Here is a 26,169-nt window from a genome sequence, read left to right as displayed (position 1 = left end):
GTACAGCAGGATTATGCTCCAATCATTCGTTCCAAGCGATATCGAGATTAGATTTGCTTTGTGTTTATTTCATCATTCAGCAGCGAAATAACTTCGGCTACCGGCTTCGCTCCGATGTCGCCTTCGCCGCGCTTACGGACGGATACCGTGCCGGATTGCGCTTCATTATCGCCAACGACGAGCATGTACGGCACTTTCTCCAGCTGAGCTTCGCGAATTTTATAACCAAGCTTCTCATTGCGCAAATCCGCTTCGACGCGGATTCCGGCAAGCTGCAGCTTCTCTTCAACCTCCCGGGCATAGCCTTCGTAAGCGGTCGAAACCGGAATGACTTTGGCTTGAACAGGCGCCAGCCAGAGCGGCAGCGCCCCTACGAAATTCTCAAGCAGGAATGCCGTCATCCGTTCCATTGTACTGATGATGCCGCGATGGATAACGACCGGACGGTGCTTCTTGCCGTCATCGCCTACATATTCGAGCTCGAACCGTTCAGGGAGAAGGAAATCGAGCTGCGCCGTGGACAGCGTCTCTTCTTTGCCCAGTGCGGTCCTGATTTGCACGTCCAGCTTCGGACCGTAGAACGCCGCTTCGCCTTCCGCTTCAAAGAATGGCAGCTCAAGCTCTTCCACGACTTCACGAAGCATGCGCTGCGACATTTCCCACATCTCGTCGTTAGGGAAATATTTCTCCGTATCCTTCGGATCCCGGTACGATAACCGGAAGCGGTAGTCCTTAATGCCGAAATCCTCATAGACGCGGCGGATCAGATTGACGACACGGGCGAATTCTTCCTTGATTTGATCCGGGCGGCAGAAAATATGCGCGTCATTCAGCGTCATCGCTCTTACGCGGTGAAGGCCAGTGAGCGCTCCCGACATTTCGTAACGGTGCATCGTGCCAAGCTCCGCAATACGAATCGGCAGGTCGCGATAAGAACGCATATCGCTCTTGAACACCATCATATGATGCGGGCAGTTCATCGGACGAAGGACGAGCTCTTCATTGTCCAGCACCATCTTCGGAAACATGTCTTCGCTATAGTGCTCCCAGTGGCCGCTCGTTTTGTACAGTTCTACATTCGCGAGCACAGGCGTATAGACATGCTGATAACCAAGACGCTCTTCGAGATCGACGATGTAACGCTCCATCGTTCTGCGGACACGGGCGCCGTTCGGCAGCCACAGCGGCAGGCCTTGACCAACCTCGCGCGAGAAGCCGAACATCTTCAATTCGCGTCCAAGCTTCCGGTGATCGCGTTTCTTGGCTTCTTCCAGGAAGTGAAGATGCTCTTCCAGCTGCGATTTCTTAGGAAAGGCCGTGCCGTAAATCCGCTGAAGCATCTTATTCTTGGAATCTCCGCGCCAGTATGCCCCGGCCACGCTAAGCAGCTTGAACGCTTTGATACGGCCAGTCGACGGCAGATGCGGACCGCGGCATAGGTCGAAGAACTCCCCTTGATCGTAAATCGTAATCTCTGCTTCAACCGGCAGATCGCGAATCAGCTCCAGCTTCAGCGGATCGCCGAGCTCGGTGAAGATTGCGATCGCTTCTTCCCGGCTCACGACGCGGCGGCGGATCGGGAGATCCTCCTTCACGATGCGCTCCATTTCCTTCTCGATCTTCGTCAGATCGTCCGGAGTGAGCGACTGCTCCATATCGATATCGTAGTAAAATCCGTCTTCAATAACGGGACCAATGCCAAGCTTTACTTCCGTGTTTCCATATAGCCGCTTGATCGCCTGCGCCATCAGATGCGCCGTGCTGTGACGGTATACCTCCAGCCCGTCGGCCGTTTCGACCGTTACGATCTCAAGTGCCGCATCCGCATTCAGCGGCGTGTACAAATCGACGACCTTCCCATCAACCTTGCCGGCAATCGCATTCTTTTTCAATCCTTGGCTGATTGAGCCTGCCACGTCTTCGATCGTCGTACCTGCGGCATACTCCCGCTGGGCTCCGTCCGGCAGCTTCACTTGAATTGACATGATGATTCCTCCTAAAAGTTTTTGCGTGCGAAGCCCGAAGGAAGCAAGAACTCACTTCGGAAGCATTCGCTTTGTTTTTGCGTGCGAAGCCCGAAGGAAGCAAAAACTCACTTCGGAAGCATTCGCTTTGTTTTTGCGTGCGAAGCCCGAAGGAAGCAAGAACTCACTTCGGAAGCATTCGCTTTGTTTTTGCGTGCGAAGCCCGAAGGAAGCAAAAACTCACTTTGGAAGCATTCGCTTTGTTTTTGCGTGCGAAGCCCGAAGGAAGCAAAAACTCGCTTCGGAAGCTTTGCTTGGCTGTCAAGCGATGTGGAAAAAAGCGCACAAAAAAAGCACTCCATCCCACAAAGGGACGAGTGCTTGTTAGACCCGTGGTTCCACCCTGATTCGACCGTCGCTTAGGCTTCTGCCTGCTTCCGATCCTTTCGGAATTCTGTAACGGGAACGACCCGGCTCGGCTTACTGGCGGACATTGCATCCGGGTTCAACGAGCAGCTAAAAAGGGGTACATCCGCACCGCGCGTAAGGAAATTACAGCCATCGTTTCCTCTCTCTGGGACGTGCTTGTCTTGCGGATACATATCTTTGTCAACGCTTTTGCTGCCTCCATTATAAACATTCCACGCCGCTTCGGTCAAGTCAGGATGCGCCTGATAGATGCCGCCTTGGACACCGAGCCAGGAGCCGTATGCGGGGTTTCGCCAAAATGCGGGGCACAATGCTCGCATATGACGCAAAGGCGTACGCGCTGCTCGAAGATCGTCTCTAGTGTCCGCATCACCGGCAGCTCGGGCTGACGGGTGTGGATGACGATCTGTTTTGGAGAAACGGTAATCAGCGTGCTGACAATCATATCCTCCATGTTCATTTCCGACTCCAGCATTTCCGCCACGATTCGATCGGCAGGAGCCGTCTCCAGCCGCTGGAAATACTCGTCGTACAGAGCAAATTCGCTGCCGCCGTTGTGGAATACATTGACAATCGGCAGTTTGACCTCCTGCATACGCACGAAGTATTTAAGCAGCGAAATAAATTCCTGGTACTGCTTATCCATGACATATTCATCGACCGCATAGGCAACCACTTCGCGAAGCTCTTCCCAATAGGATGTCAGTCTGAATGTGACAAAGCCATCGAGATGAATCCGCGTGTGACTGTTAAGGAACAAATCAATCTCATCGGCCACTTTTGCTTGCCGGCGTTGATTGTCCATTGCGATGGTATCGGCGGAGTAACGATACTCGGATGAGGTTTGCGCTTCATACAACATGCTGCGGCAGTAACGCTCCACGATCTCTCCCTCTGTAGGATCCTCGTAATGGAATTGCTTGCGGATGATCGCCTTCAGCAGCAGAGGCTCCATCTCGGACATAATATACCGGGCGAAGGCAGTTGCGGCCTTCCTGTACACAAGAGGCCCATGCTCGGGAAGACGGAAATTCGTCAGATTGGCGGTGCAGCGGATTTCCCTAACAAATAGATCCATATCGAAACGAATCATGCCCGATTCTGTGCGATCCCTATGTAAATCGTCGGCGAATTCCTCATTTAGAAATTGCTGCAGCCGCTCCATCAATTCACTGGAGGCAGACATTAAAGAAACTGTGAACAGTTCCATACGCTCACTCCTATAAGTTTTTGCGTGCGAAGCCCGAAGGGAGCTAAAAACTCACTTCGGAAGCATATCTTAAGTTTTTGCGTGCGAAGCCCGAAGGGAGCTAAAAACTCACTTCGGAAGCATATCTTAAGTTTTTGCGTGCGAAGCCCGAAGGGAGCTAAAAACTCACTTCGGAAGCATATCTTAAGTTTTTGCGTGCGAAGCCCGAAGGGAGCAAATACTCGCTTCGGAAGCCATACTTAAGTTTTTGCGGGACTATGGTTAATCTGCTTCCGAAGGTAAGCGGATTGGAGCAAATACTCGCTTCGGGAGCTTTCATTTTGCTCATTTCCTTGGCTGCTTTAGTGCCACCTATACAGTATATGGTCCGGTCTAGGCATATATACGATGCAACGGGTGGAGGAATTGGTTAGGGATTGGAATGGATGTACATTCGTGGTATATTGTCTTTTATACGAAGTTGGCCGTTGGAGTGAACTTAATGGATTTTGAATCACTGGATTATAAACGTTCTCGATGGAATCGAATGCTGCTTAACGGATTCTGGTTTATTCTGGTTCTGACCATTGTGCTGGAGTTTCTATATTTGACGGTCTCGGATATATCCAATACGTCCTTTCTAATCGACTACATCTTGAGGCCTTCCATTATACAGCTTGCCGTTCTATGCCTGTCCGAGTTGGGCTTGAAGCTTCTGAAGGGCAAGTACCAGGATTACATCTTGATTTTCACCTCTGCTATACTCGCTTCCGTAATCGTTCTCATTCATAATTCGATTAATTATTTATTGCTAGCCCTCTTTCTTCCTGTAATGGTATCCATCTTTTATTTTCACATCCGAAAGCTGCTGTTTGCTTTCGCAAATACGCTTTTATCCCTTTATGTGCAGTACGGAATCAATGCTTCCATGCAAGAAGATCTGTCAGTGGTGAGTCTGACGACGATTACGGTCATGTTCACGGCGTTCACGTTAATTGCCTGGGGCATTATTTTGCGCGGTAAAGAGCTCATGAACCACTTGAAATCGTATTTCGAGTCCAATCAGCAGCTGCTTGTGAAGACCATCTGGATGGACAAGCTGGCCAAGACCGATGCGCTGACCGAGCTTTACAATCATATGACCTTCCATGAGTTTTTCGAAAAGCTAATCGAGCAGAACGAGCGCAATCAGCTTCCCCTTCAGTTAGCGATCATGGATATCGATTATTTCAAGCAAGTAAACGATACATACGGACACCGTGCCGGGGATGCCGTTCTGAAGTGCGTAGCCGGTATGATCCGTTCCAAAGCTTCGATGAATGATTTTGTGGCCCGGTACGGAGGCGAAGAATTCGCCGTGCTGTTCACGGACAAACCGGTTGACGAAGCCCACTCAATAGTCGAATCGATCCGGCAAGAGATCAGCGCCTGCACGCATGATGCGCTTGGCGGCAAGCCTGTTACGATCAGCGTCGGCTTCGCTTCCTATAATAGCGGGGAAGGCAAGGAATGGTTCTTCAACCGTGCGGACAAGGCGCTCTACAAAGCGAAGAATACCGGCAAGAACAAGGTGGTCGTTGCATCCGAGCCATTCGATAAGCTTGTAAAATGGGTATAGAAAAAACCGTCGAGGAAGTCCGTGAACTGCGACCTCTGACGGTTTTTTCTTCGCCTGTTTAGTTGAACGGCTTCTCCAAGCTGACTGTGCAGTTTGGCAGCTGAGCATAATGGACATAAGAATCGTTATTCACTGAATTTCGCCCTATTAGCGACGGTTGCGGACAACAGATCCGCTATGTGCATGAGATCCATTGATTTGGAGGTCTTTTTGCTCATTTAACGGCTCTCAGGTCCGCAAGCACTCGTAAACCTCTCTTAAATGATACAATAACGGATTTCATGTCCGTTGCATGTTAACACTGCGCCGCGGATCGATTCGAACAATAGCTGCTCATTAGAATGTTCCAACAACGTAAATAAATCTCTGTACGGTTTAGTTCTTCATGACAAAATCTTGCGTAACGGTATCCGCATCCTGGTGCATCTTCAATTTAACGTAGCGCGTATTGCGCTGCGCAGGGATCTTGCCCGCATCGTTTCGCAAAGCAGCCGTCACAGCGGCTGCTTTTTGGCGTCTTTATTTCGATTGCCGCTTCACGCGAATTCGTTTTCCGACATAGCGGCTTTTTTCTAACTTGAGCCGTTAACCTTTGAGCGCGCCGGACGTCATCCCCTCCACGATCCGCTTGTTGAAGAAAAGGAACAGGATCAGCGGCGGGATTGAAATCAGCAAGATGTTCGCAAACAGTAAATTCCATGAGGTCGTGAACATGCTCATAAAGTTGTACAGCGTCAGCTGCACCGTCACATTATCCCCGCCCGGAAAGAAATAAAGCGGGTTGACGAAATCGTTAAACACCGAAATCGACTCTAGAATAATAATCGTCGACGTCACAGGCTTAAGGAGCGGAAAAATAATAGTAAAGAAAAGCCGAAGGCCGCCGCTGCCGTCAATAAAGGCGCTTTCGTCGATTTCTCTCGGCAGCGTCGCCACGAACGACTGGTAGAGAATGACGCAGAACGAGAAGTGCAGCGCGACCTCGATCAAGGTAATGCCGAGCAGCGTCTTGAACAAACTGAGCGCATCCAGCACCCAGATGGTCGGAACGATCGCCGGCGGAATCATGAGTCCCGCCAGGATCAGAAAGTTGATCGTTGCCGTCCCCCTGCCACCGGCCCTCCGTTGGAGCACAAAACCTGCCATGGCGCTTACGAGGATTAGGATGAGCACCGAAAGAACCGTCAACAAGGCGGAGTTCCAGAAGGCGCGGATCAACATATTCTGCGAAGCCGTCAGCACCTCTCTATAATTTTCGATCAGATGAAAGGATGACGGCCAATTCATATTCAGCTCTGAGGATTCCGACTTATTCTTGAGCGAGTTGATGATGACGAAATAGAAGGGGACCCAGAATAGAACCGCGGTAGTAAGGAATGCGACTGCGCCTACGGCATATTTCCTCGTGCGGTTGATCATAACTGAACCTCGTTCTTATTCAAATACCGGTAGAGCGGAAAAGCCAGCACCGATACCAGAATGAACAGAATGACATTGCCCGCTGTCGCAAGCCCGTAAAAGCCGGCCTGATATTGCTTATATATAATAGAGGCTACAAGATCCGTCGTGTACCCGGGACCGCCCTTGGTCATGGCCCAGATCAGGTCGAAGGAACGCAGTCCGCCGATAAAAGCGAGAATGATGACCGAGTTCATCGCGGGCCGGCTGAGCGGCATCGTAAGATGACGGAAGCTGGCCCAGGACCCTCCTCCGTCGATCTTGAGCGCCTCGTAGTATTCCTTCGAGATGGCCATGATTCCGGCGATATAGATGACCGTGGCGATGCCTACGCCCTTCCAGACGTCAACCAAGGCGACGGACAGCAGAGCGATCTTGGTGTTGCCGAGCCAATCGGGGCCGGTAATGCCGATGGCTGCCAGACTGGTGTTGATGATGCCCTGAGACGGATGCATCATCATCGAGAAGGCGATTCCGACCGCAATCGTACTTAGGAGCGTAGGGAAGAAAATAATGGAACGGAGATAACTTTTGAGTACAATATTGGATGTTAGGAAAGTTGCTAGCAGAAGGCCCAGTATGACTTTCAAGGCGCAGGTGACGACGGCGTATACAAAGGTATTCCGGAAGCCTATGCTGAGTGCGGTCTCGGAAAAGAAGGTGACATAGTTCTGGAAGCCGATATACTCCCAATCGGTCAGCGTCCAGCGGGTCATGCTGAAAAAGAGCGAGAGCACGGTAGGCAGCAAGTAAAAGATGAAGTAAATGATCCCGCCGGGAATCAGGAATGCGAACGAATACCGCCGCGCGGAAAATTTGGTCACGTTGATTCTCTCCTCTTCTTAGAGAAAAACAGGCCCTGCAGCATGGATGCAGGGCCTTGCTTTTCAATCGAATTCTGACCCGGGCTGCGGCTTACCAGCCCGGCAAATCCAATTGCTGAGCCTGCTTGATGACGTCTTTATCGTAGTCCTCTGCGCCCTTCTTGGCGGAGCTGATGCCGCTGCCCACTTCCACTGTGATGTTGGACAGGTTGGGCCCTTTGATCGGGGAAATGAACTCGAGCGCGGGGGCAGTCCCGCCCTCGTCGAAGTATGGCTGCATTTCCTTGACGCCGGCATAAGTATCCTCCGGCAGTTCAACGCCTTTGACGACATACGGTCCCGCAGCTTTGAGAGCCGAGGAGAGCACGGTCTGACCCTCGATGGATATGAAGTATTCCACCCACTTCTTCGCGGCATCCAGCTTCTTGCTTTCTTTGTTGATGTACAAGCCGCCCGGCATCCATACGGTCAGTCCGTTCTTGTCCGCGCTGTCTCCCGGTTGGGCGAACACGCCGATGTCATTGATGGCTTCGGGGTAATTCTGATTGATCGCGTCTAGTGCCGAAGTTAGCATCGGATAGTGGGCGCCTTTGGCTTCAGCAAGCATCTTGAGTGCCGCATCATAGGTGGTGGCGAGAAAATCCTTATTCATATAACCGGCCTTGAACACTTCCTCCGTCTTCTCGAAGCCGCGTAGAGCTGCCGGCGTCGTTGCGTATTTCGTCTTGTTGTTCGTATAGTCTTCGGCAAATTTCGGCACCTGTGCCTGTACGTTGTAGTAATCCGCAAGCACGAACAGCTGGGAAGTCCACGTATCTTTATAAGAGGTGATGACAGCCGTTTTGCCGGCTGCTTTGATCTTTTCATTGTTGGCCATGAACGCTTCCCACGTCTTTGGTACGGCCAGTCCCAGATCGGCATAGACCTTTTTGTTGTACAAGATCGCGCCCGCACTGGAAGAGCCGACCGGTACGCCGAAGATTTTGCCGTTAACCGTCACCACCTGCTTGAACGTGTCCAAGATGCTGTCCATGTACGGCTCGTTCGTGAGGTCCGCGAAGTTCTGCTCCGGATTGATAGCTTGCAGGAGCGCGCCGGAGTTATATACAAGCAGGTCGGCCATATCGCCGGTCGCCAAGCGGGTTTTGACAACGTTGTCTCCTTCGACGCCATCCGGCTTAATGTCCCATTCGACGGCAATATTCAGCTCCTTCTCCGCCTCTGCCGCCACTACCTTCAGCGCTTCTAACGTAGTCCCCGTATTGCCTACCATTAGAGTGATCGTTTCTTTCTTGCCGAGTTTGCTTTCTGCAGCCTTATCCTTGGCCTGCGCGTCTCCATCCGCTGCAGCATTATTTCCATTGACCTTATCGCTGCTGCCGTTTCCGCTCCCGCAAGCAGCGAGCATGGCACAGACCATCAGCATGCAGAGAAATAGTGAAGCCCTTCTGAATCCGGTTTCGCTCATTCCGATACTTCCTCCCTTTTATCTTGGACGTTGGCCGGCTTCGCCCCGTTTAGCTCAACGGCTCTTTTTGAGCCTTGCGGTTATTCTATAATGCCGGTTATGGCTTGAATGCCTGTTTTTTTAACCATTTTCGGTGGGTAAGTTTTCTTATTTTCTAATTATTTCGACCGCTTGCTGTAGCTGATAGGCGGCTCGCCCACGATCTTCTTGAACAACTGGCTGAAATGCCTGGGATCTTCATAGCCGACAAGCCGGCTCACGTCGGTCAGCCGCTCCACTCCGGCGGAAAGCAGCTGCTTTGCCTTCTCGATCCGGTAGCGGATCAGAAATTCAGAAAACGTAAAGCCCGTCTGCTCTTTGAACAGCCTGGACAGGTATCCCAGACTTACGTGGTTATCCGCGGCAAACTGCTGCAGCGATATATCGCTGCTGTAATGCGTATGAATCCAGCGGATAATGATTGGCACCAGGCATTTGGGCTTCATGTCTTTCTGCTCCGCCGCTCCAAACAGGTGCCAGACTTTCTCGTTCAGCCATTCCGCAAGCTCGTCGTAGCCTTCGATTTCACCGGCCATTTTCAGATCTTCCTGCAAATGGTTCATATTGGCTTCGCCTATATGGAAGGCCTGCAGATTGTACTTGAGCGAGTAGAACAGATCGTGGATAAACAAGGTCAGCTGCCTGACGGTAATTTCTTTCATCCTGAGATCGTTAAGGATGTTCCGGATCGTCTCTTTGCCTTTGGCCATCTCACCATTCTTGATCAGGGTCTCAAGAACCCTGACCTTGTTCCAAACGCCGCTAACGTCGGCGTCCGCAGGCTGCGCATCGGGCGGGCTGATCGTGGACACGCCGAGTTTGCGGTTGTCTTCGATCCGCTTGGCCAGAACGGCGTAGGGCTTGTCCAAGCCCTCCCGCTCCTTCTTGAAGGCATAAGCCGCGTGAAACTTCAACAGATGCCGATCAAGCTCTTGGCACAAGGCTGCGATTCCCGACTCGATCCGCCTGCCGTCATTTTCGCCGCCGAACGGGACGAGAACCAGCTTGCGCTTCGGGTCGACATCGAAGCAATGAATGTCCTGTTCGCCAATATCCCCGAAGGAAAAATGCCTTTGTATAGAGCCATTTGTTGCCGGTGTATCCCTCCAGCTTCGACAATTGGAACCGCTTTCCATATATAATAATGCCATTACAAATTTGCTGTTGAATATGGACGCGGAAATTTCGTTCTCGACCGTGTAGGAAGTAAGCAGCATTTGGGCGATCGACCAATTCACCTGATCCATCTTCTGTCTGGTATCCTTCTCAATGTTTTCTATCGCCTTGTCGATCGTTTTGTAAAGCGCGTCTTTCTTCGCCGGCTTAAGCAGATAATCGATCACGCCGATCTGAACGCCCTTCTGTGCGTAAGCAAACTCCTCATGCACGCTCAGTATGACGCCCTTGATTGACGGATCGATGCCGTTTAGTCTGCTGATGAGCTCAAGCCCGTCAATTCCCGGCATATTGATATCGGTCAGCACCAATTGCGGCCGTATCTTGCCGGCCGCCTCCAGCGCGTCTTCTCCGTTACCGAAGGCATACACCTGGTGCTTCGGCTCGTAAACCTTGAACAACGACGTAAGCTCGGCCAGCGCCCAGGGCTCATCCTCCACCAAAAATATAATCATGCGAGTCAGACGCCTCCTCTTTCTTGTATGTCAAGCAGGGGAACGTCAGACGCACCGTCGTTCCATGATCGGTTGCGCCGTGGATTTCAAGACCGTAAAGCTCCCCGTGATACAACTGGATCCTTTGCTTGATATTGCGCAATCCGATGCCGCGCGCGCCATCCTCATCGTCATCCATGCGGCTCCTGCTTTCGAGCGAATGGCGAATCGATTCCAGCTTCTTCTCATCGATTCCCCGGCCGTTATCGGCAATTTCGATGACGAGCAGTTCCCCTTGCTTGCGGACCCGTACATCTATATAGCCGCCCGCCTTCACTTTGCCCAGCCCGTGAATGACGGCATTCTCGATAAGCGGCTGCAGCGTCAGCTTGAGCACGGATGCACTCATCAGAGAATCGGGAATGTCTATGCGCAATTGAAAGCGGTTGCCGAACCGGTGCTGCTGAATGTTCATATAATTGCGGATATGCTCGATTTCATCGCGTAACGGAACCGGGTGATGAAGGTTCCTCATGCTGTATTGAAACAGCTCGGCGAGCGACTCCGATATCTCGGCAACTTCATCGACTCCCTTGACCCGGCTGATCGATTTCATGATATTTAACGTATTGTACAGAAAGTGGGGATTAATTTGTGCCTGCAGCGCTGACAACTGGGCATTTTTCTCCGCAAGCTTCGACTCATACACTTCGCTGATCAGGCGCGAGATGCTGTCCAGCATTTTGTTATAGATCCGGCTGAGCCTTCCAAATTCATTGTTGCCGCCGATTTCCATGCGTTCGCTGAAATCGCCCAGCTCAACCCGATTCATCTTCATCATCAAATACCTCATGGGCAGCGTGATTTGATGGGAGAGCATATACGAGACAAGGGCAACCAGAAGCATTGCCAGCAGCCCGACGGGCACAAGAATATATTGAGACCGTTTCTGCTTGGAGATGATCACGTCGTTTGGAATCAGCACCAGTGTACTCCACCCGGTATAAGCTGATCTCTTCACGGTGTAAAGATACCGGCGGCCGTTCCAGTCCAAGTCGCCGTAATGGCTGTCCTGTGCAAGAATCGCGGAATTCAAACCGACGGCCTTGCGGCCTGTCAGCTCATCCTTGTTGTCATATACAATGCTTCCGTCGTCCGTGATGATAAAGACGCGCATCTTCTGTTCAACTTCGTTTCTTCCTGGCGGCACCAGCATGCCCTTCAGCACATTGACATTAATGTTAATCTTCATGTAGGCAATAACTTCGCGGTACGGGATGCGGTTGATGTTGCGGACGAAGGAAACAACCTTTTCCTTGCGACCTCCGTATGTAGCTTCGTAGTAGGTAGGGAGCAGAAAAAATTTATTTTTTAACTTCTTTTCGTTATCCTCGTACCAATCTTCTTCCTGCAGACTGAAACTGACCTTCTCCCCGTTCGCCTTGGAAACGTAATAAACATTCCGGTCAAGCGCAAAAATATAGATACTCTGAAGGAATGGCCTAGGCTGCAGGTAAGTGAACAACTGTCTGTTGATCGCCAGCTCGATCGCATTCTGCACAACCTCATTATTCGTTGAATAATGTTCCAGCAGATTGCTCTGGATGACCGGATCGCCAAAGATCGATACGGATAGCCGCTCTATATCCTGAATAAAAAGCTCAACCGTAAGGCTGAACTGCCTAGTTATCGTGCTCGAAAGCGCATAGGTCTGACTTTTGATATCGCTTACATTTTTGTAGTAAAAAATAATGCATGTCAAAATGACGATAAAGAGGGACACGGCGGAGAACACGACGAACATCTTGGTCTTCAACAATAAGTCATTCCAGCGCTTCATCCCTTATTCCTCTCTTTACTCCGTTAATGGCAGGTTCACCTCGGAAACGTGAATCCGTTAATCGGAAATACCCGATTTCGGCTGGAAAGCATACCGTTTGATCCGTTCCCAATTATTGTAATCCACCTGCCGGCAAACCGCCAATCTTGGTTTTGACAGAGGACAAGCATGCTTTTTTTCTTCCACGGATATCTCTGCCAGACGACAAATAACGCTTTTCCATACTAATCCCTCCATTTGGATTAATATAGACAAGCGTTGTAGTCACTATGACAGAAAAACAGGGTAAATGCTCCATTATATGCAGCACATACCCGTTAATCTACCTATGAAGTTTTAACCCTATTCACTGATTTCATCGAAATTTCCACATATCGCCCCGAAACAAAGCTGATTTAGTTCTGCATGACAAAATCATTCGTAACCGTATCGGTATCATGATACATCTTCAAAATTTCGTAGCGCGTATTGCGCTGTGCCGGGATTTTGCCCGCCTCGCGGATCAATTGAAGGATGAGTTCAATATTCACTTTATGCGTCGTGCCTGCCGCCGATACGACGTTCTCTTCGATCATCGTGCTGCCGAAGTCGTTGCAGCCATAAGATAGCGACAGCTTGCCGACCTCAGGCCCCATCGTCACCCATGACGATTGGAAATTGTCGATATTGTCGAGTGTGATACGGCTGATGGCGAGCGTCTTCAGATATTCCTCCGGCGTCGCTTTCTCCCGCTTCATATTGGTGTTGTCCGGCTGGAACGTCCAAGGAATGAAGGCCAGGAAGCCCTTCGAATCATAGCCGCCCGCGATACACGCATCCTGCGCGTCACGTACGCGCAGCAGATGCAGCGCCCGCTCCTCCATCTCTTCGCCAAAGCCGATAACCATCGTAGCCGTCGTATTCATCCCGATCTTGTGGGCGGTCGTCATCACGTCCATCCAATCGGTCCACGAGCCCTTCAGCTTGCTGATCTTGCGGCGCGTCCGGTCGTCAAGAATTTCCGCGCCGCCGCCAGGCAGAGAGTCGAGCCCCGCTTCATGCAGCTGGCGAACCACCTCTTCCAGCGACAGCCCATCCGATACTTCACGCATCTTGTGAATTTCCGCCGGCGAGAACGAGTGCATCGTAATATCCGGAAAGTGCTGCTTAATCTTGCGGAGCAAATCCAAATAATAAGGGAATGGCAGGTTGGGGTTCGTTCCGCCCTGCATCAGAATTTCAGTTCCGTTCACATCCTGCGTCTCTTGAATTTTCTGCAGAATGGCTTCATCGGAAAGAACGTAGCCTTCCTTCGATCCCGGTGCGCGGTAAAAGGCGCAGAAACGGCAGTAAACGTCACAGACGTTCGTATAATTGATGTTGCGTCCAACGACGAATGTCGTAATCGGATCCGGATGCCGGCGCAGCATCAGCTGGTTCGCGGCATGACCCATCTTCTCAATTTCATCGGATTCAAATAATGCAACGACGTCTTCCAGCATTGGCCGTTTGCCGTTAAGCGCATCCTGCAAAATACGGTCCACTTGACTCATCTTAGGACCCTCCTTCTTCTCTTGGAACCAACGTTCCTTAACCTGAAAACCTATATGCTCATCCTAACATAAATGAACCGCCGCAGTCACCCTTGGAGGGTTTCGACTGCGGCGGTTCGCTCTTCGCATGCATAGGGCTTGCTGCTTATCTGGCAGCCTTCGCCTCTTGGACGGCCTTGCTGAACCGTTCTAACGCTTCCAGGAGAATCGAGCGCGGGCAAGCCAGGTTCACACGCAAATACCCTTCTCCCTGCTTGCCAAAAACGGAGCCCTCGCTGAAGGCGACGCCCGCTTGTTCGAACATTAGCTTCTTCAGCTCCTGAGGGTTGTCCGAAATCGCGCGGCAGTCCATCCAGACTAGATAGGTGCCTTCCGGACGCACCGGCTTCACATCGGGAATATGGGTTTCCACATAATCCAGAAGCGCATCCAGATTGCCTTCCAGGTAGACGAGCAGCTGTTCAAGCCATTCCTCGCCGTGCGTGTAGCTGCTCTCCACCGCGGTCAGCCCGAAGTAGCTTTCCATATGCAGGGAGAGCGTCTTCAGCAGCGTATTATATTGCTGGCGGAGCTTCTCGTTCGGAATGATGACTACAGCAGCCTGCAGACCGGCCAGGTTGAACGTTTTGCTCGGCGCGATGCACGTAATGGAGGCTTGCGCGATCGAATCGGAAATCGATGCGAACGGGGTATGCCGATGTCCCTTGTATACGTGATCGTGATGAATTTCATCCGCTACAACCAATACGCCATGCCGCAGGCAAATGTCGCCAATCCGCTCCAGCTCTTCCCTTGTCCACACGCGTCCGCCGGGATTATGCGGCGAACAAAGCAGCAGCATCTTCGCGTCCTTCGCTTGTTCCTCCAGCAGATCGAAGTCGAACCGGAATTGCCCGTTCTGGAAAATAAGCGGATTATCCACGATGACCCGGTCGTTCATGCGAATGACATCGTAGAACGGATAGTATACCGGCGATTGCAGAATAATCCGGTCGCCTGGTTCCGTATAGGCCATAACCATCATGCTGAGCGCCGGTACAATGCCCGGGCTTGAAGATAACCAATCATGCTGAACCTTCCAGCCGTGGCGGCGGGACAGCCATCCGCTTACCGCCTCATAGTAAGAATCCGTCCGGAGCGTATAGCCATAGATCCCCTGCTTCGCGCGCTCCGTTATCGCTTCGACGACTTCCTTCGGCGCTTCGAAATCCATATCCGCAACCCAGAGGGGAAGAACATCGCGATTGCCGAACAGCTTCTCGGACTGATCCCATTTATAAGAAGCGGTTCCGCTGCGGTCGATTACGCGGTCAAAATCGTATTGAATTCGTGTCATGATGTCTTATGCCTCCCCAATTTCGCGTTTCGCCGCTTCCAGAGCCTGTGCCAAATCGGCGATCAAGTCATCCGCATGCTCGACCCCAACCGAGAACCGGAGCAGCCGGTCGTCCACGCCAACCTGGCGGCGAATGTCTTCCGGAATATCCGCGTGCGTCTGTACGGCCGGATAAGTCATTAGCGATTCGACCCCGCCAAGACTCTCCGCAAAAGCAATCAGCCGGATATGCCTCAAGATCGGCTCGACGTAACGTGCATCCTTCAGCCGGAACGAGAAGATGCCGGTATTGCCCGAGGATTGCCGATTCTGAATTTCATGCCCCGGGTGATGGGGAAGCGCCGGATAGTAGACGTCCTCCACAGCTTCATGCTCCAGCAGCCAGTTCGCGATCTTCGTCGCATTCTCCTGATGACGGTCCATTCGCAGCGCCAATGTCTTCATCCCCCGCATCAGCAGCCAGGAATCCTGCGGGCCGAGTACGGCGCCGATCGAATTGTGCAGGAACGCCATTTTCTCCGACAGCTCCTTGCCCTTGGTGACAATCAAGCCGGCCAGAACATCGTTATGTCCTCCGAGATATTTGGTCGCGCTGTGAACGACGATGTCCGCTCCAAGCTCAATGGGACGCTGCAGGTACGGCGTCAGCAGCGTGTTATCGACGATGGTCAGCATTCCCTTCGCTTTCGCCCAAGCACAGACACGTTCGATGTCGGTAATCATCATGAGCGGATTGGTCGGCGTCTCGATCAGCACCGCTTTGGTATTCGGGGTATACAGTGCGGACATCGCGTCGATATCATTCGTGTCTACGTAAGAAGCGGTGACGCCGAAACGGCTCATAATCTGCTCCAGCAGCCGGTACGTTCCCCCGTACAAATCCAGGGATACGATAAGGTGGTCGCCCTGGGAGAACAGGGCAAAGATGGTCTGCAGCGCAGCCATTCCGCTGCTGCACGCGAATCCGGCATCGCCGGACTCCAGCTGAGCGGATGCGTCTTCAAGTACTTTGCGTGTAGGGCTCTTCGTTCGTGAGTAATCGAAGCCTGTGCTTTCGCCAAGCCGCGGATGGCGGAACGCAGTCGCTTGATAGACAGGAAAGCTGACTGCGCCGGTAACCGGCTCGCTCACGGATCCAATTTGGGCTAAACGACTTTCGATTTTCATAAATGAGATGCTCCTTCTATAAGTATCGGAGAGAGGAGGCTGGTACCTGCCTTGGTACACAGCGCCCTCTTTACGTATGATCATCCGTAAATCTTAATCTTTAAATACCTGCGCCCAAATCGTAAGGTGTCTGCTGATACACATAATAATTTAACCAGTTCGAGAACAATAGATTAGCATGGGCCCGCCAGCTCGAACGGGGCTGAAGCGACGGATCGTTACGCGGAAAATAGTTCTTCGGCACGTCGATCGTCATTCCCTTCGCCTTATCGCGGTCGTACTCGTACTTCAACGACAGCGGATCGTATTCGGAGTGGCCTGTTACGAAAATTTGCCTTCCGTTGCGCGAAGCGGCGATATACACGCCTGCATCCTCGGATACGGACAATACCTCCAGATCCGATACACGATCGATATCCTCCTGACGCACTTCGGTGTGCCGGGACTGTGGCACGAAGAACTGCTCGTCGAAGCCGCGGAGAAGCGGAACGTTCTGCTTCTCGATCGTATGGGTGAAGACGCCGAACATCTTCTCGTCCAAATCGTACTTCGGCACCCCGTAGTGGTGATACAAGCCTGCTTGAGACGCCCAACAAATATGGAAGGTTGACGTCACGCGGCGGGCGCTCCAGTCCATAATCGTCTTCAGCTCTTCCCAATAGTTTACTTCCTCGAACGGCAAATGCTCGACCGGCGCCCCCGTAATAATCATGCCGTCATAATACTCATGCTCGATTTCGTCGAAAGTCTTGTAGAAAGACTCCAGATGCTCGGAAGATGTGTTTTTCGACGTATGCGTCTTCGGGTGAAGCAGGACGGCCTCAACCTGGAGCGGCGTATTGCCGATGAGACGGAGCAGCTGGGTTTCCGTCGTTTCTTTGGTCGGCATCAGATTCAGTATGGCGATCCGCAACGGACGAATATCCTGGTGGTACGCAACGCTCTCGTCCATAACGAAAATATTCTCGTTATTTAAGATTTCCTTGGCTGGCAAATGGTCTGGCACTTTAATTGGCATCTCGATCACTCCTTAATGATAATGTCAATCGCGGGCAAAATTAGGATTGCTGTAAGTCGATCGGCATCGGCATGGAGAAACAAGAACGTAGAAAGCCCCTTCTCCGAAAGGGAGAAGGGGCATAAAGGGTCCATTCATGCGCCTCTCATCTCTCAGAAACCAACTACGTTTCCGCAAGAATTAGCACCGTGCTTTACGCCGGTTGCCGGGCTTCATTGGGCTGTGTCCCTCCGCCTGCTCTTGATAAGAAAGCTATCCTATTCAATTGTGATTTGCTTAAGCTATACTTTAAATCATTCCGGTAATTCCGTCAAGCGGATTCCTGCTTCCAGCTAGCCGCATGCAGTGCACGCACTCGGAGCGCTCCGCACCGCACTGGGGAGCTTCCGCAAGATGCATGTACTTAACGCTTGAATGGAAAGACATTGTAGGAGTATACTAGGTCATGGAATTATTCCATATGATCAATCAATCGACTACAAAGGGGTGTTAGCGAATATGGACGGCGACCCGAGGCCTGCGGACAACCGCAATGATAACCGGTACCGTAAGAACAGATCGTCTCATGAACATCCATGTTCGCCGCATGCCGCAGCGATTTTATAGGACCGCGGAATACGGGCACCTCGGCATGGCTTGATTCGTGAACGTATCTCTCTTTTTTGGATTCCGGCATCCGGGAAATAATCAACATGGGATGAAGGGAGAGGGCGAGGATGAAAATCCGTTTGGTGAATCAAGGCGTGTTCACACCAGTCCAGGATATTAACGAAACGCTTGTCGCTCCAGCCGAAGGCTTCTATTGGATCGACGCCGATGTCGACGATCTGGCTGTGCTGCAGCCGCTGTTTGCGCTGCATGATCTGGCTGTGGAAGACTGCCTCAGCGAAGAGGAGCAGCGGCCGAAGATCGAAATTTATGACGGCCATTATTTTATTGTTATTAACAGCATTCGATTCGATGACGAAGAAATTTTTCTGCGCGCGCTTAACATTTTTTTGGGACGCCACATTATCATTACCGTAACGAAGCAGAAGATCAATGAGCTGCGCTCGTTGAAGCCGATTCTATGGGAAGAGGAAGTTAACCGGCCGGACCGGTTTCTGTACCACCTGGTCGATCTCGTCGTGGATAACTACTTCCTCGTCGGTGACCGGATCGAGACCCGAATCGAGTCGTTGGAAGAAGATATCCTGATGCATACGAAGAAGTCTCACTTGACCGAGATTATCGGGCTTCGAAGCGAGATTCTGTGGCTGAAGAAAATGCTTGGCCCGCAAAGGGACGTCATCGCCACGCTGAACAAGAAAGACCTGAAGCTAATCGACGATCAGCTCCAGAAATATTTTAGCGATATCTACGAGAACGCCGTTAAGATCGCCGAGACCTTCGATACCTATCGCGATCTGATGGGCAACTTGCGCGAGGCGTACCAATCGAGCCTCTCCGCACGGGCGAACGAGATCATGCGCGTATTCACCGCACTGACGACGATCTTCATGCCGCTCACGTTCCTCACCGGCGTATACGGCATGAACTTCGATTACCTCCCCGGCGCTCACATTCAAGGAGGCTCGTTAATTCTGATTTCCCTTATGCTTATCCTCGGTCTTGGAATGTTCTTCTTATTCCGCAAGAAGGATTGGCTCTAACGGTTATACACAAGAAGGCTTTCGCGGATCCCATGCGGTTCGCGAAAGCCTCTTTTATATTCTTGTTTTCCTACATAAGTTGAACGAAAGGTACACGAAAGCGCAGCGGGAAGAATGATTCTGGAGAAGCGTTAGCGTTCACCTTTGTTCCCGGATTTCAACCTAATCGTTCTCATTCACAGAAAACCGGGAACAACAGCGATCGGAAGAACATTCTACCTGCGCAGCAGGTTGTGCTCCAATTTTCCGTTCAACTTATCTACGCGCCTGTTTCTTCCGCGAGCGCTTCCCGCCGTCCCTTCTCCAGGTTGACGAAGGCCAGCAGAACAATGCCGATAATAAAAAAGGCGACAAGCGACAAAATAGCTAAGCGGCTGCTTCCGGTAATGGTTCCCGTTACGGCGAAGACGAACGGACCCGCTACGGAAGAAAATTTGCTCGATAAGCTTAGAAACCCGAAGAATTCAGCCGTACGCGATGGCGGAATGAGGTTCGCATACATCGAACGCGCGATGGCCTGACTGCCGCCCTGTACAAGACCGACCATGAAGGCCAGTAAATAAAAGTGAAGCGCGCTCGTCATAAAATAACCGAGGATGACGATAATGACATAGACGGCCAGCGAGCCGTTCAGTGAAGACTTCGCCCCGAACCGCGAAGCCAGCTTGATGAACAGCAGCGTGCTCGGGTAGCCGACGAACTGCGTAATGAGCAGCGCCACGATCAAATGGGTCGTCTCGATGCCGATCCCCCGGCCATATATGGTCGCCATTACGATGACGGTATTGATGCCGTCATTGAAGAACCAGAAGGATGCCATATATTTCAACAATTCAGGATACTTTCTGGCTGTCTTGAACGTTCGGCCGATCCGGATGAATCCGCTCTTGATCGCCTCGCCGGCGCCCTGCGCGTGTCCTTTGGCTTTCTCTTTCACATTGCGCATCAGCGGGATGGAGAACAGCAGCCACCAAATTCCGACCGTTACGAAAGCGGCGCGCGTCGCCGTCGTCTTGTCCGGAAATCCGAAGGCGCTCCAGCCTTCAATCATGGCAATGTTGACCGCAAGCAGCAGGCCGCCGCCTAAGTATCCGAGCGCATAGCCTTTCGAGCTGAGGCTCGTGCGTTTCTCCGGCTCTGCCAGGTCCGTCAGCAAGCCGTCATAGAAGGTGTTGCCTGCCGAGAAGCCGATCGTGCCGAGCACGACCAGGACCGACGCGAGCAGCCAGCTGCCTTCCCCGGCTAAGGCCAATGCTCCGCTTGACAGTGCGCCTATTATCGCGAAGAACGATAGAAACTTTACCTTCGAGCCTGAATGATCGGCAATCGCGCCCAATATTGGCGATAACAAAGCTACGCACAGCATAGCCACTGTCTGCGTATAGCCCCAATAATTCTCGGCGGTATTGCCCGGCAATCCGGCTCCAGCCACATCCTTGTAGTAAATCGGCATCACCGCTGCCAGAATGGTCGTCGCAAATACCGAATTCGCCCAATCGTACATAAGCCAACTGCGAACCGCTTTTCGATTCACGTCTATTCCGCCCCTCTTTTCGCTTTTGGCCGGCGGTTTGTATCCGCCCTCATGACCATCCATTCGACAGAATAAAATCATTTCCTTCTAAAAATATTGTAAATAAAGGCGTGGTGACCGCAATATGCTTGAAAAATAGTGCACATCGCTTTTTTTCGGGATCTTCCTGTTTTGCGGTCGAACATAAAAAGCTTTATAATAGAGGAATTAGTGATAAAAAAGATTGATCAATAAGGAGGGATTCCGTGAACATTAGCCAGCTTGAAACCTTACTGACCATCTCCAAGACGATGAGCTTCCGGAAAGCAGGCGAGCTGCTCAATTTGACCCAGCCTGCCGTATCCGCACAGATTAAAAGTCTGGAGGACGAGTTCAAGACGGTACTGATTGACCGGAATCAGCCCGTTACGCTTACAGACCGCGGTCAAGTTTTTCTGGATCATGCAGAGAAGATTCTTGGCATCGTCGAGGAATTGAAGCAGAAGCTGTCGGACCTCAGTCAGACGCCGCAGGGCCATATCGTTCTAGGCACGACAGCATCCATTGCGATCCAGATTCTTCCCCGTGTATTATCTTATTTCCAAGATCAATTTCCAAGAATCAAAACTACCATCCATTCCATGCCCTCCTCGCAAGTGATGGCAGCCGTCGAGAACGGATCCGTCGACATCGGCATCACTTACTTATCCGAACGCAATCCGAACGTGGAAACGTCCATCCTGTACTATGATACCTATGAGCTCGTCGTCTCCCCGGATCATTTCATGAGCGGCTTGAAGCATACGACCGTCGAATCCTTGAAGGATATTCCCATGATTATGCTCTCCCCGGACACGCTTGGAAGGCGATTCCTGGATCGGATATTCCGCAAGTACAGCCTTCAGCCGAATATTGTGATGGAGCTGTCCAGCAGCGAGGAAGTGAAACGGATGGTCGAGATTAATCTCGGAGCCGCCGTCGTCTCCAAGCTGTCCATCGCCAATGAGGTGCGGCTGGGTACATTGAAGATGATTAAGGTCAACGAGCTTGATCTTAGCCATCCGGTTGGCCTCGTATATAAATCGGGCCGGTACTTGAACTCCGCCATGCAGCAGTTTCTAAGCGATTTAAAAGGAATGCCGGAAGATCATTTCATCGGCAGCGAATAAGGGAGCGAAACGACATATGATCAAATTCGATTTGCATACTCATCACTACAGATGCGGACATGCCGACGGGGATATCGAGCAGTATATACTAGCCGGCAAGGAAGCCGGACTCGCTGCGATCGGCATCTCCGATCATTCCCCCTATTTCGCCAGCGAGCACGACCAGCCTCAGCCCGGGATCGCCATGGCGAAGAGCGACTTGGTCAATTACATCCAAGAGGTGCTGCGGCTCAAAGCCAAGTATGAAGGTACCATCGACGTGCTGCTGGGTATGGAATCGGACTTCTATCCGGAGCATGCCGATTTGTACCGCCGCATGTATGAGCCTTATCCGTTCGATTACATCATCGGCTCCGTCCATCAGACGCGGGGCGTCAGCATCTTTAACCGGAACCGGTGGAAGAACTTGTCCGAGAAGAAGCAAATAGAGGAGAAAATCCATTATTATGATTTAATTCGCCAATCGGCGCGCACGGGCTTCTTTCAGGTGCTTGGACATATCGATGCCATGAAGGGCTATTATCCGCAGTTCGCCGAGCTTCCGGCCCATGAAGCCATCGACGAAACGATGCAGGTCATCGCGGATAACGATATCGCCATTGAAATCAATACGTCGGGCAAAACGAAATCATGCGGAGGCTGGTATCCGTCCGATGCGCTGCTTGAGCGTGCGCACCATTTCGGCGTACAGGTGACGTTCGGCTCCGACGCGCACACGCCATCCCGTGTCGGAGACGAATGGGAGCTAGTGCGCAAGCGCCTTAAGGAAATCGGCTTTCGCCAATGGGTGTACTACAAGGAAAAACGGAAGGTCATCGTTCCGATCGATTGAGACGTGCGGGCGCCAGAACAAAAAAAGAGGACCTGCGCAATCGGCAGGTCCAACAACATATATAGTAAAAAGGGGGTCTTGTTTATTATAATAGCCCATTAATATGATCGTCCGATAACAGAACGATTTCATTTGTGTAACAAATTATTTCAGGTTAGACACAAATGGAACTAAGTGGACAGAATCCAATAGCGGCGCGGTTTTTGTGGTTTTTAGGGATATCCTCAAGCTCCAGCGCCACCATGATTCTAAAGGGCGGGAGCATTTATTTATGTCGTCCTCTGATGATTAAACTATCGTTTCCCATAATCGTTTCCCATTAACGAAGCAATAGATTGTTTTCAACATTGATAGTTCGAAATTTGACTTACATGCCGATAAACATATTTCTGCTGGAAGGACCCCAGTTCTCCCCCATATAACCTGTTCTTCCCTCTAAATTAACAAAACAAGGTAGTACCGTATACATGACGCCCGACATAGCATTAACCCTAAATGATATGTTAAATCTCATATTCGAATTGTCGGCAGGTGTAATCCGTCCCATATCAGGACGTATTGCGTTTGATGACATAAGTGCGTCACCCATTCCTACGGTTGCAATACCGGTGGGACGCTCCATGTTACTCCTAATCCAGTAATTAGAGACATTCATTGCTGATGATAAATCAGTCCGCTGATCATAAGTAATTAAAATTTGATTTGGGGCAATTTGTTTAGCCTCCAGAAGAATGGGATGAGGTATCATCTGGCGATCGTTTCGATAAGAAATCATTATTTACCTCCACAATATATTGAAATAGTCAAAAGACTATTTATCGTATGGTATTTGACTTGTTCATGTTCCCTAGAAAATCTGCCCGTTGCTTAATCATATATAACCACCGATTATCGCAAATAATAGCGTCAGGCTGCCCCAGACGCAAATTAACACGCTTATGCGAACGTTCAATGATATCTCGCAGTATGTAAACGTCCAAAACGTCACGGCTCGCGCAGGCTATCTACCGCTAACCAATGAGCTACTCTCGGACAATGACGCCAACATCGAATCGCACCATGAAATGTCTCTACTGTGACAACTTGAAACAAATAAAAGGGAAAAAACATAAGTGCTGCATTTGTCGCTGCTGCCCTTCACATGCCCGTAAACTTATCCATTCGTTGTCGCCATACAAGCCCTCCCATGTATTTTCGATTCAAAGGCTAATGTCATATAATAGATGTCTCGGCAACAAATACCCAATCACACAATAATCATCGTGCATAACTTAAAGGGTGTTCTACAGGTTAGGAGGTGCATTGAAAGATGTCTGGATTTGTTGGTGGAGCTTTCACAAGTATAGGAACGATCCTGGTTCTTTTTATTTTGTTGGTGATCGTTGCTTGTGCCTGCATGGGTTTCGGCCACTTCTAGAGGCTACCTGACTAGCGTTCAAGATGTAACCTGCATAAGCATGGACTGTACAATTCCTCCCTCCCAGATAAGGCTCGCATTCACAGCGGGTCTTTTCTATTCATATCGCCGGTCCAGCATTTCTACAAACGCGACGGCTACGGCTGCCACCTATATGGCTTCAGTGCACAAGTTGGCATAACCGCCCTTCTTTCGCTCCTCCTACCCGTTTCTGAACACCGTCTCGTCAATTGCCTAGCACAGCTCACCGAACTCTTCGCCTAGGATCTCGAGCCAGTAAACCGAATCATGGTTCTGCTCGCCCCATTTAGCATCTTGCCGGGCGCGCTTGATGACGACTGGAGTGTCTTTGGTTTCTCGACCATCATGGTCAACAGGCCATAGTAAACGTGCATCAAATTTTTTCTCTTCCAGAGAGCTTTGTACTGTATTGCTGTTCTATCAAGCCCATATGCCTGATCTGGCAAGCTTTGATTGCTCATCTCCGTTCGCCTCCCGTCTTTGCAAACTCCAGGTATTTAGCCGCCTGCGCAAATCCTCGCTGCCATCCTTTAAGCCCGCCCGCGTCACATATTTGAGCACATTACCTTTGCCGGGCGAATTCTTCCGGCGTCAAGCGCATCGAGCTCTTCCGCTCTCCCTTTCCAGCTTTGCACGTCCTCCCGCAGCTCAGCACTAAAGCGTTTCTCTTCTTCCAGCTCTTCCTGCAGCTGCTTAAACTCGACCGCCTTCACTTTTGAATAACACTCCTTTGTTCCCGGCGCCCAGGGAATCGCCATGCCCATTATGTCTAGCGCGTTGTCGAGCTCGTCGGCGCTATCTTTACCTTTTGGGATAAATACGCTATTTTAATTACCAAGAGGTAAACAAGGAGCGATACATATGACAGCGTCGAGGTCATTGTCGATGGCAGACGGAAGAGGAAACAAAAGGAGACAGAGTCATATGCTGCAGCAAAAGAAGCATATGACGCCGGGATCTTAATTGCCGCGGACAAACAGCGAGGGAAGCATGTCGACCAGACCGACGGAGCGGTGTACACTGGTTCCTGATCGTTTTGAAAAAATCATGGGTTAGTCGCCGTATGGGTAACCGGTGGGTAAACCACCTCAAAATAATTCATTTGTTCATTCCATGCTATTGTCGTTATACACAAAAGGGGTTGGCATATCAGATGTGGTTTGCAGCGGCCGTTGGCAGTGCCCTGCTGTTCGGGCTGGCCGGCTGGTGGATGAAGGTATCCCAGATGAGGGGCGGCTCCTCGTCCTATTTGCTGCTGGGGTTGTACATTTCGGGTACGATCGGATTTGGCGTCCATGCAGCCGTCGAACGTACGCTATTGCCCGACTTGACCGACTGGCGAGTATGGGCCGCCGGCTTGCTGATCGGGGCGGGATCGGCACTCGGCAACGCTTTGTTCATGAAGGCGCTTGAAAGCGGTCCGGCCAGCCTGACGTCTCCGCTGACGAACATGAATATCGTGCTTGTCATCGGGCTCGGCACGTTCGTCTATAATGAACCATTCACAAGCATGGAAATGTCGGGCGTTCTGCTGCTGCTTGCAGCGGTCGTGCTCATATCCATACGGGGCAACGAGCAGTTGACTATCACAAGCCGGAATTGGTATTTGTATGTGGGCCTAAGCGTCCTGCTGTTCGCCGTGCGGAACGGCGGCCTGAAGGTTACGGAGGAAATGGGGTTATCCGGCGCTCCCATCCTGCTGATCGCCTATGCGCTGTCCATCATCTGGTTCGGGGCTGCTGCATATAAAGAACGAAATGCAATGAGATCTGCCATGCGCTCGCAATCATCCGTGACCCGGAATATGACTACACCCGACTACTCAAGTTCCTCCGCAATCGGCATGCGCCTCGGGCTGATCTCAGGGTTGTTCTCATACGGTGGACTTCAGCTGTACACAATCGCGCTGCAAACCGGCCAGGCTAACATTGCCGGCCCCATATTCGCATCGAACAGTCTCGTCGTAGCCGTTGGCTCCATTGTGCTCTATCGGGAGAGGCTGTCGCTGCTTCAGTGGATCGCGTTCGTGCTGATGTTTGCAGGATTAATCCTCATACGGTTGTAGAAGAATGG

General features: G+C 51.2%; 21 protein-coding genes and 1 riboswitch. Of the genes, 6 read left to right on the top strand and 15 right to left on the bottom strand.

From position 1 onward, the window contains the following. Positions 1 to 47: 47 nt before the first annotated feature. Positions 48 to 1,985, bottom strand: coding sequence for a threonine--tRNA ligase (gene thrS, locus L1F29_RS08245; protein ID WP_258387850.1), 1,938 nt, complete (start codon positions 1,983 to 1,985; stop codon positions 48 to 50). Positions 1,986 to 2,619: 634 nt separating this feature from the next. Then, a complete protein-coding gene (locus L1F29_RS08240; protein WP_258387849.1) occupies positions 2,620 to 3,603 on the bottom strand; it encodes a putative sporulation protein YtxC in 984 nt (327 codons plus the stop codon). 481 nt (positions 3,604 to 4,084) lie between these two features. Here L1F29_RS08240 and L1F29_RS08235 point away from each other — a divergent pair, with 481 nt between their 5' ends. Beyond that, on the top strand, positions 4,085 to 5,200 hold the full coding sequence (locus L1F29_RS08235; RefSeq protein WP_258387848.1) for a GGDEF domain-containing protein: 1,116 nt from the start codon (positions 4,085 to 4,087) through the stop codon (positions 5,198 to 5,200). Between the two features lie 375 nt (positions 5,201 to 5,575). Here L1F29_RS08235 and L1F29_RS08230 read toward each other — a convergent pair whose 3' ends face one another. The 10 genes from L1F29_RS08230 to metA form a co-directional block, all read right to left on the bottom strand. Further along, a complete protein-coding gene (locus L1F29_RS08230; protein ID WP_258387847.1) occupies positions 5,576 to 5,698 on the bottom strand; it encodes a hypothetical protein in 123 nt (40 codons plus the stop codon). Positions 5,699 to 5,785: 87 nt separating this feature from the next. Further along, positions 5,786 to 6,619: a carbohydrate ABC transporter permease gene (locus tag L1F29_RS08225; RefSeq protein ID WP_258387846.1), complete on the bottom strand. Its 834-nt coding sequence runs from the start codon at positions 6,617 to 6,619 to the stop codon at positions 5,786 to 5,788. Beyond that, positions 6,616 to 7,482 (bottom strand): carbohydrate ABC transporter permease, encoded by an 867-nt coding sequence (locus L1F29_RS08220; RefSeq protein ID WP_258387845.1) that lies wholly within the window; start codon positions 7,480 to 7,482, stop codon positions 6,616 to 6,618. The genes L1F29_RS08225 and L1F29_RS08220 overlap by 4 nt, the downstream gene beginning before the upstream one ends. A gap of 91 nt (positions 7,483 to 7,573) precedes the next feature. Beyond that, on the bottom strand, positions 7,574 to 8,950 hold the full coding sequence (locus tag L1F29_RS08215) for an ABC transporter substrate-binding protein (RefSeq protein WP_258387844.1): 1,377 nt from the start codon (positions 8,948 to 8,950) through the stop codon (positions 7,574 to 7,576). Between the two features lie 158 nt (positions 8,951 to 9,108). After that, the gene (locus tag L1F29_RS08210) at positions 9,109 to 10,620 is read right to left on the bottom strand and encodes a response regulator transcription factor (protein WP_258387843.1); all 1,512 of its coding nucleotides are present in this window, start codon (positions 10,618 to 10,620) and stop codon (positions 9,109 to 9,111) included. Continuing rightward, the gene (locus L1F29_RS08205) at positions 10,595 to 12,439 is read right to left on the bottom strand and encodes a sensor histidine kinase (RefSeq protein ID WP_258387842.1); all 1,845 of its coding nucleotides are present in this window, start codon (positions 12,437 to 12,439) and stop codon (positions 10,595 to 10,597) included. The genes L1F29_RS08210 and L1F29_RS08205 overlap by 26 nt, the downstream gene beginning before the upstream one ends. A gap of 395 nt (positions 12,440 to 12,834) precedes the next feature. Continuing rightward, positions 12,835 to 13,971 carry a cyclic dehypoxanthinyl futalosine synthase gene (gene mqnC / locus L1F29_RS08200; RefSeq protein WP_258387841.1) on the bottom strand — a complete coding sequence of 379 codons (1,137 nt, stop codon included), beginning with the start codon at positions 13,969 to 13,971 and terminating at the stop codon, positions 12,835 to 12,837. A gap of 145 nt (positions 13,972 to 14,116) precedes the next feature. Next, a complete protein-coding gene (locus L1F29_RS08195; protein ID WP_258387840.1) occupies positions 14,117 to 15,307 on the bottom strand; it encodes a MalY/PatB family protein in 1,191 nt (396 codons plus the stop codon). 6 nt (positions 15,308 to 15,313) lie between these two features. Then, a complete protein-coding gene (locus L1F29_RS08190; protein ID WP_258387839.1) occupies positions 15,314 to 16,474 on the bottom strand; it encodes an aminotransferase class I/II-fold pyridoxal phosphate-dependent enzyme in 1,161 nt (386 codons plus the stop codon). 100 nt (positions 16,475 to 16,574) lie between these two features. Continuing rightward, positions 16,575 to 17,492, bottom strand: a complete 918-nt coding sequence (gene metA, locus L1F29_RS08185; protein ID WP_258387838.1) for a homoserine O-acetyltransferase MetA — start codon at positions 17,490 to 17,492, stop codon at positions 16,575 to 16,577. Between the two features lie 142 nt (positions 17,493 to 17,634). Then, positions 17,635 to 17,742: riboswitch (SAM riboswitch) on the bottom strand. Positions 17,743 to 18,208: 466 nt separating this feature from the next. On the opposite strand from metA, the gene corA reads away from it, so the two are divergent. Further along, entirely contained in the window at positions 18,209 to 19,144 is a 936-nt protein-coding gene (gene corA / locus L1F29_RS08180) for a magnesium/cobalt transporter CorA (RefSeq protein ID WP_258387837.1), read from the top strand. Positions 19,145 to 19,403: 259 nt separating this feature from the next. Here corA and L1F29_RS08175 read toward each other — a convergent pair whose 3' ends face one another. Further along, the gene (locus tag L1F29_RS08175) at positions 19,404 to 20,678 is read right to left on the bottom strand and encodes an MFS transporter (RefSeq protein WP_258387836.1); all 1,275 of its coding nucleotides are present in this window, start codon (positions 20,676 to 20,678) and stop codon (positions 19,404 to 19,406) included. 245 nt (positions 20,679 to 20,923) lie between these two features. On the opposite strand from L1F29_RS08175, the gene L1F29_RS08170 reads away from it, so the two are divergent. Both L1F29_RS08170 and L1F29_RS08165 read left to right on the top strand, forming a co-directional pair. After that, positions 20,924 to 21,826 (top strand): LysR family transcriptional regulator, encoded by a 903-nt coding sequence (locus L1F29_RS08170; protein WP_258387835.1) that lies wholly within the window; start codon positions 20,924 to 20,926, stop codon positions 21,824 to 21,826. A gap of 19 nt (positions 21,827 to 21,845) precedes the next feature. Continuing rightward, on the top strand, positions 21,846 to 22,658 hold the full coding sequence (locus tag L1F29_RS08165; protein ID WP_258389642.1) for a histidinol-phosphatase: 813 nt from the start codon (positions 21,846 to 21,848) through the stop codon (positions 22,656 to 22,658). A gap of 367 nt (positions 22,659 to 23,025) precedes the next feature. Here the strand turns inward: L1F29_RS08165 and L1F29_RS08160 are convergent, their stop codons facing one another. Next, positions 23,026 to 23,433 carry a hypothetical protein gene (locus L1F29_RS08160; RefSeq protein ID WP_258387834.1) on the bottom strand — a complete coding sequence of 136 codons (408 nt, stop codon included), beginning with the start codon at positions 23,431 to 23,433 and terminating at the stop codon, positions 23,026 to 23,028. A 534-nt stretch (positions 23,434 to 23,967) separates the two neighbouring features. On the opposite strand from L1F29_RS08160, the gene yjcZ reads away from it, so the two are divergent. Next, positions 23,968 to 24,075 (top strand): sporulation protein YjcZ, encoded by a 108-nt coding sequence (gene yjcZ, locus L1F29_RS08155; protein WP_258387833.1) that lies wholly within the window; start codon positions 23,968 to 23,970, stop codon positions 24,073 to 24,075. A gap of 566 nt (positions 24,076 to 24,641) precedes the next feature. Here the strand turns inward: yjcZ and L1F29_RS08150 are convergent. Beyond that, positions 24,642 to 24,809, bottom strand: coding sequence for a hypothetical protein (locus L1F29_RS08150; RefSeq protein WP_258387832.1), 168 nt, complete (start codon positions 24,807 to 24,809; stop codon positions 24,642 to 24,644). Positions 24,810 to 25,249: 440 nt separating this feature from the next. Between L1F29_RS08150 and L1F29_RS08145 the strand changes: the two genes are divergently transcribed. Next, complete coding sequence (locus tag L1F29_RS08145; protein WP_258387831.1) at positions 25,250 to 26,161, top strand: DMT family transporter; 912 nt, start codon at positions 25,250 to 25,252, stop codon at positions 26,159 to 26,161. Positions 26,162 to 26,169 lie beyond the last annotated feature (8 nt).

It is taken from the genome of Paenibacillus spongiae, from assembly GCF_024734895.1.
Classification (GTDB): Bacteria; Bacillota; Bacilli; order Paenibacillales; family Paenibacillaceae; genus Paenibacillus_Z; species Paenibacillus_Z spongiae.
Note: the sequence above shows the minus strand (reverse complement) of the source record. Positions and strands in the feature narration are given on the sequence as shown.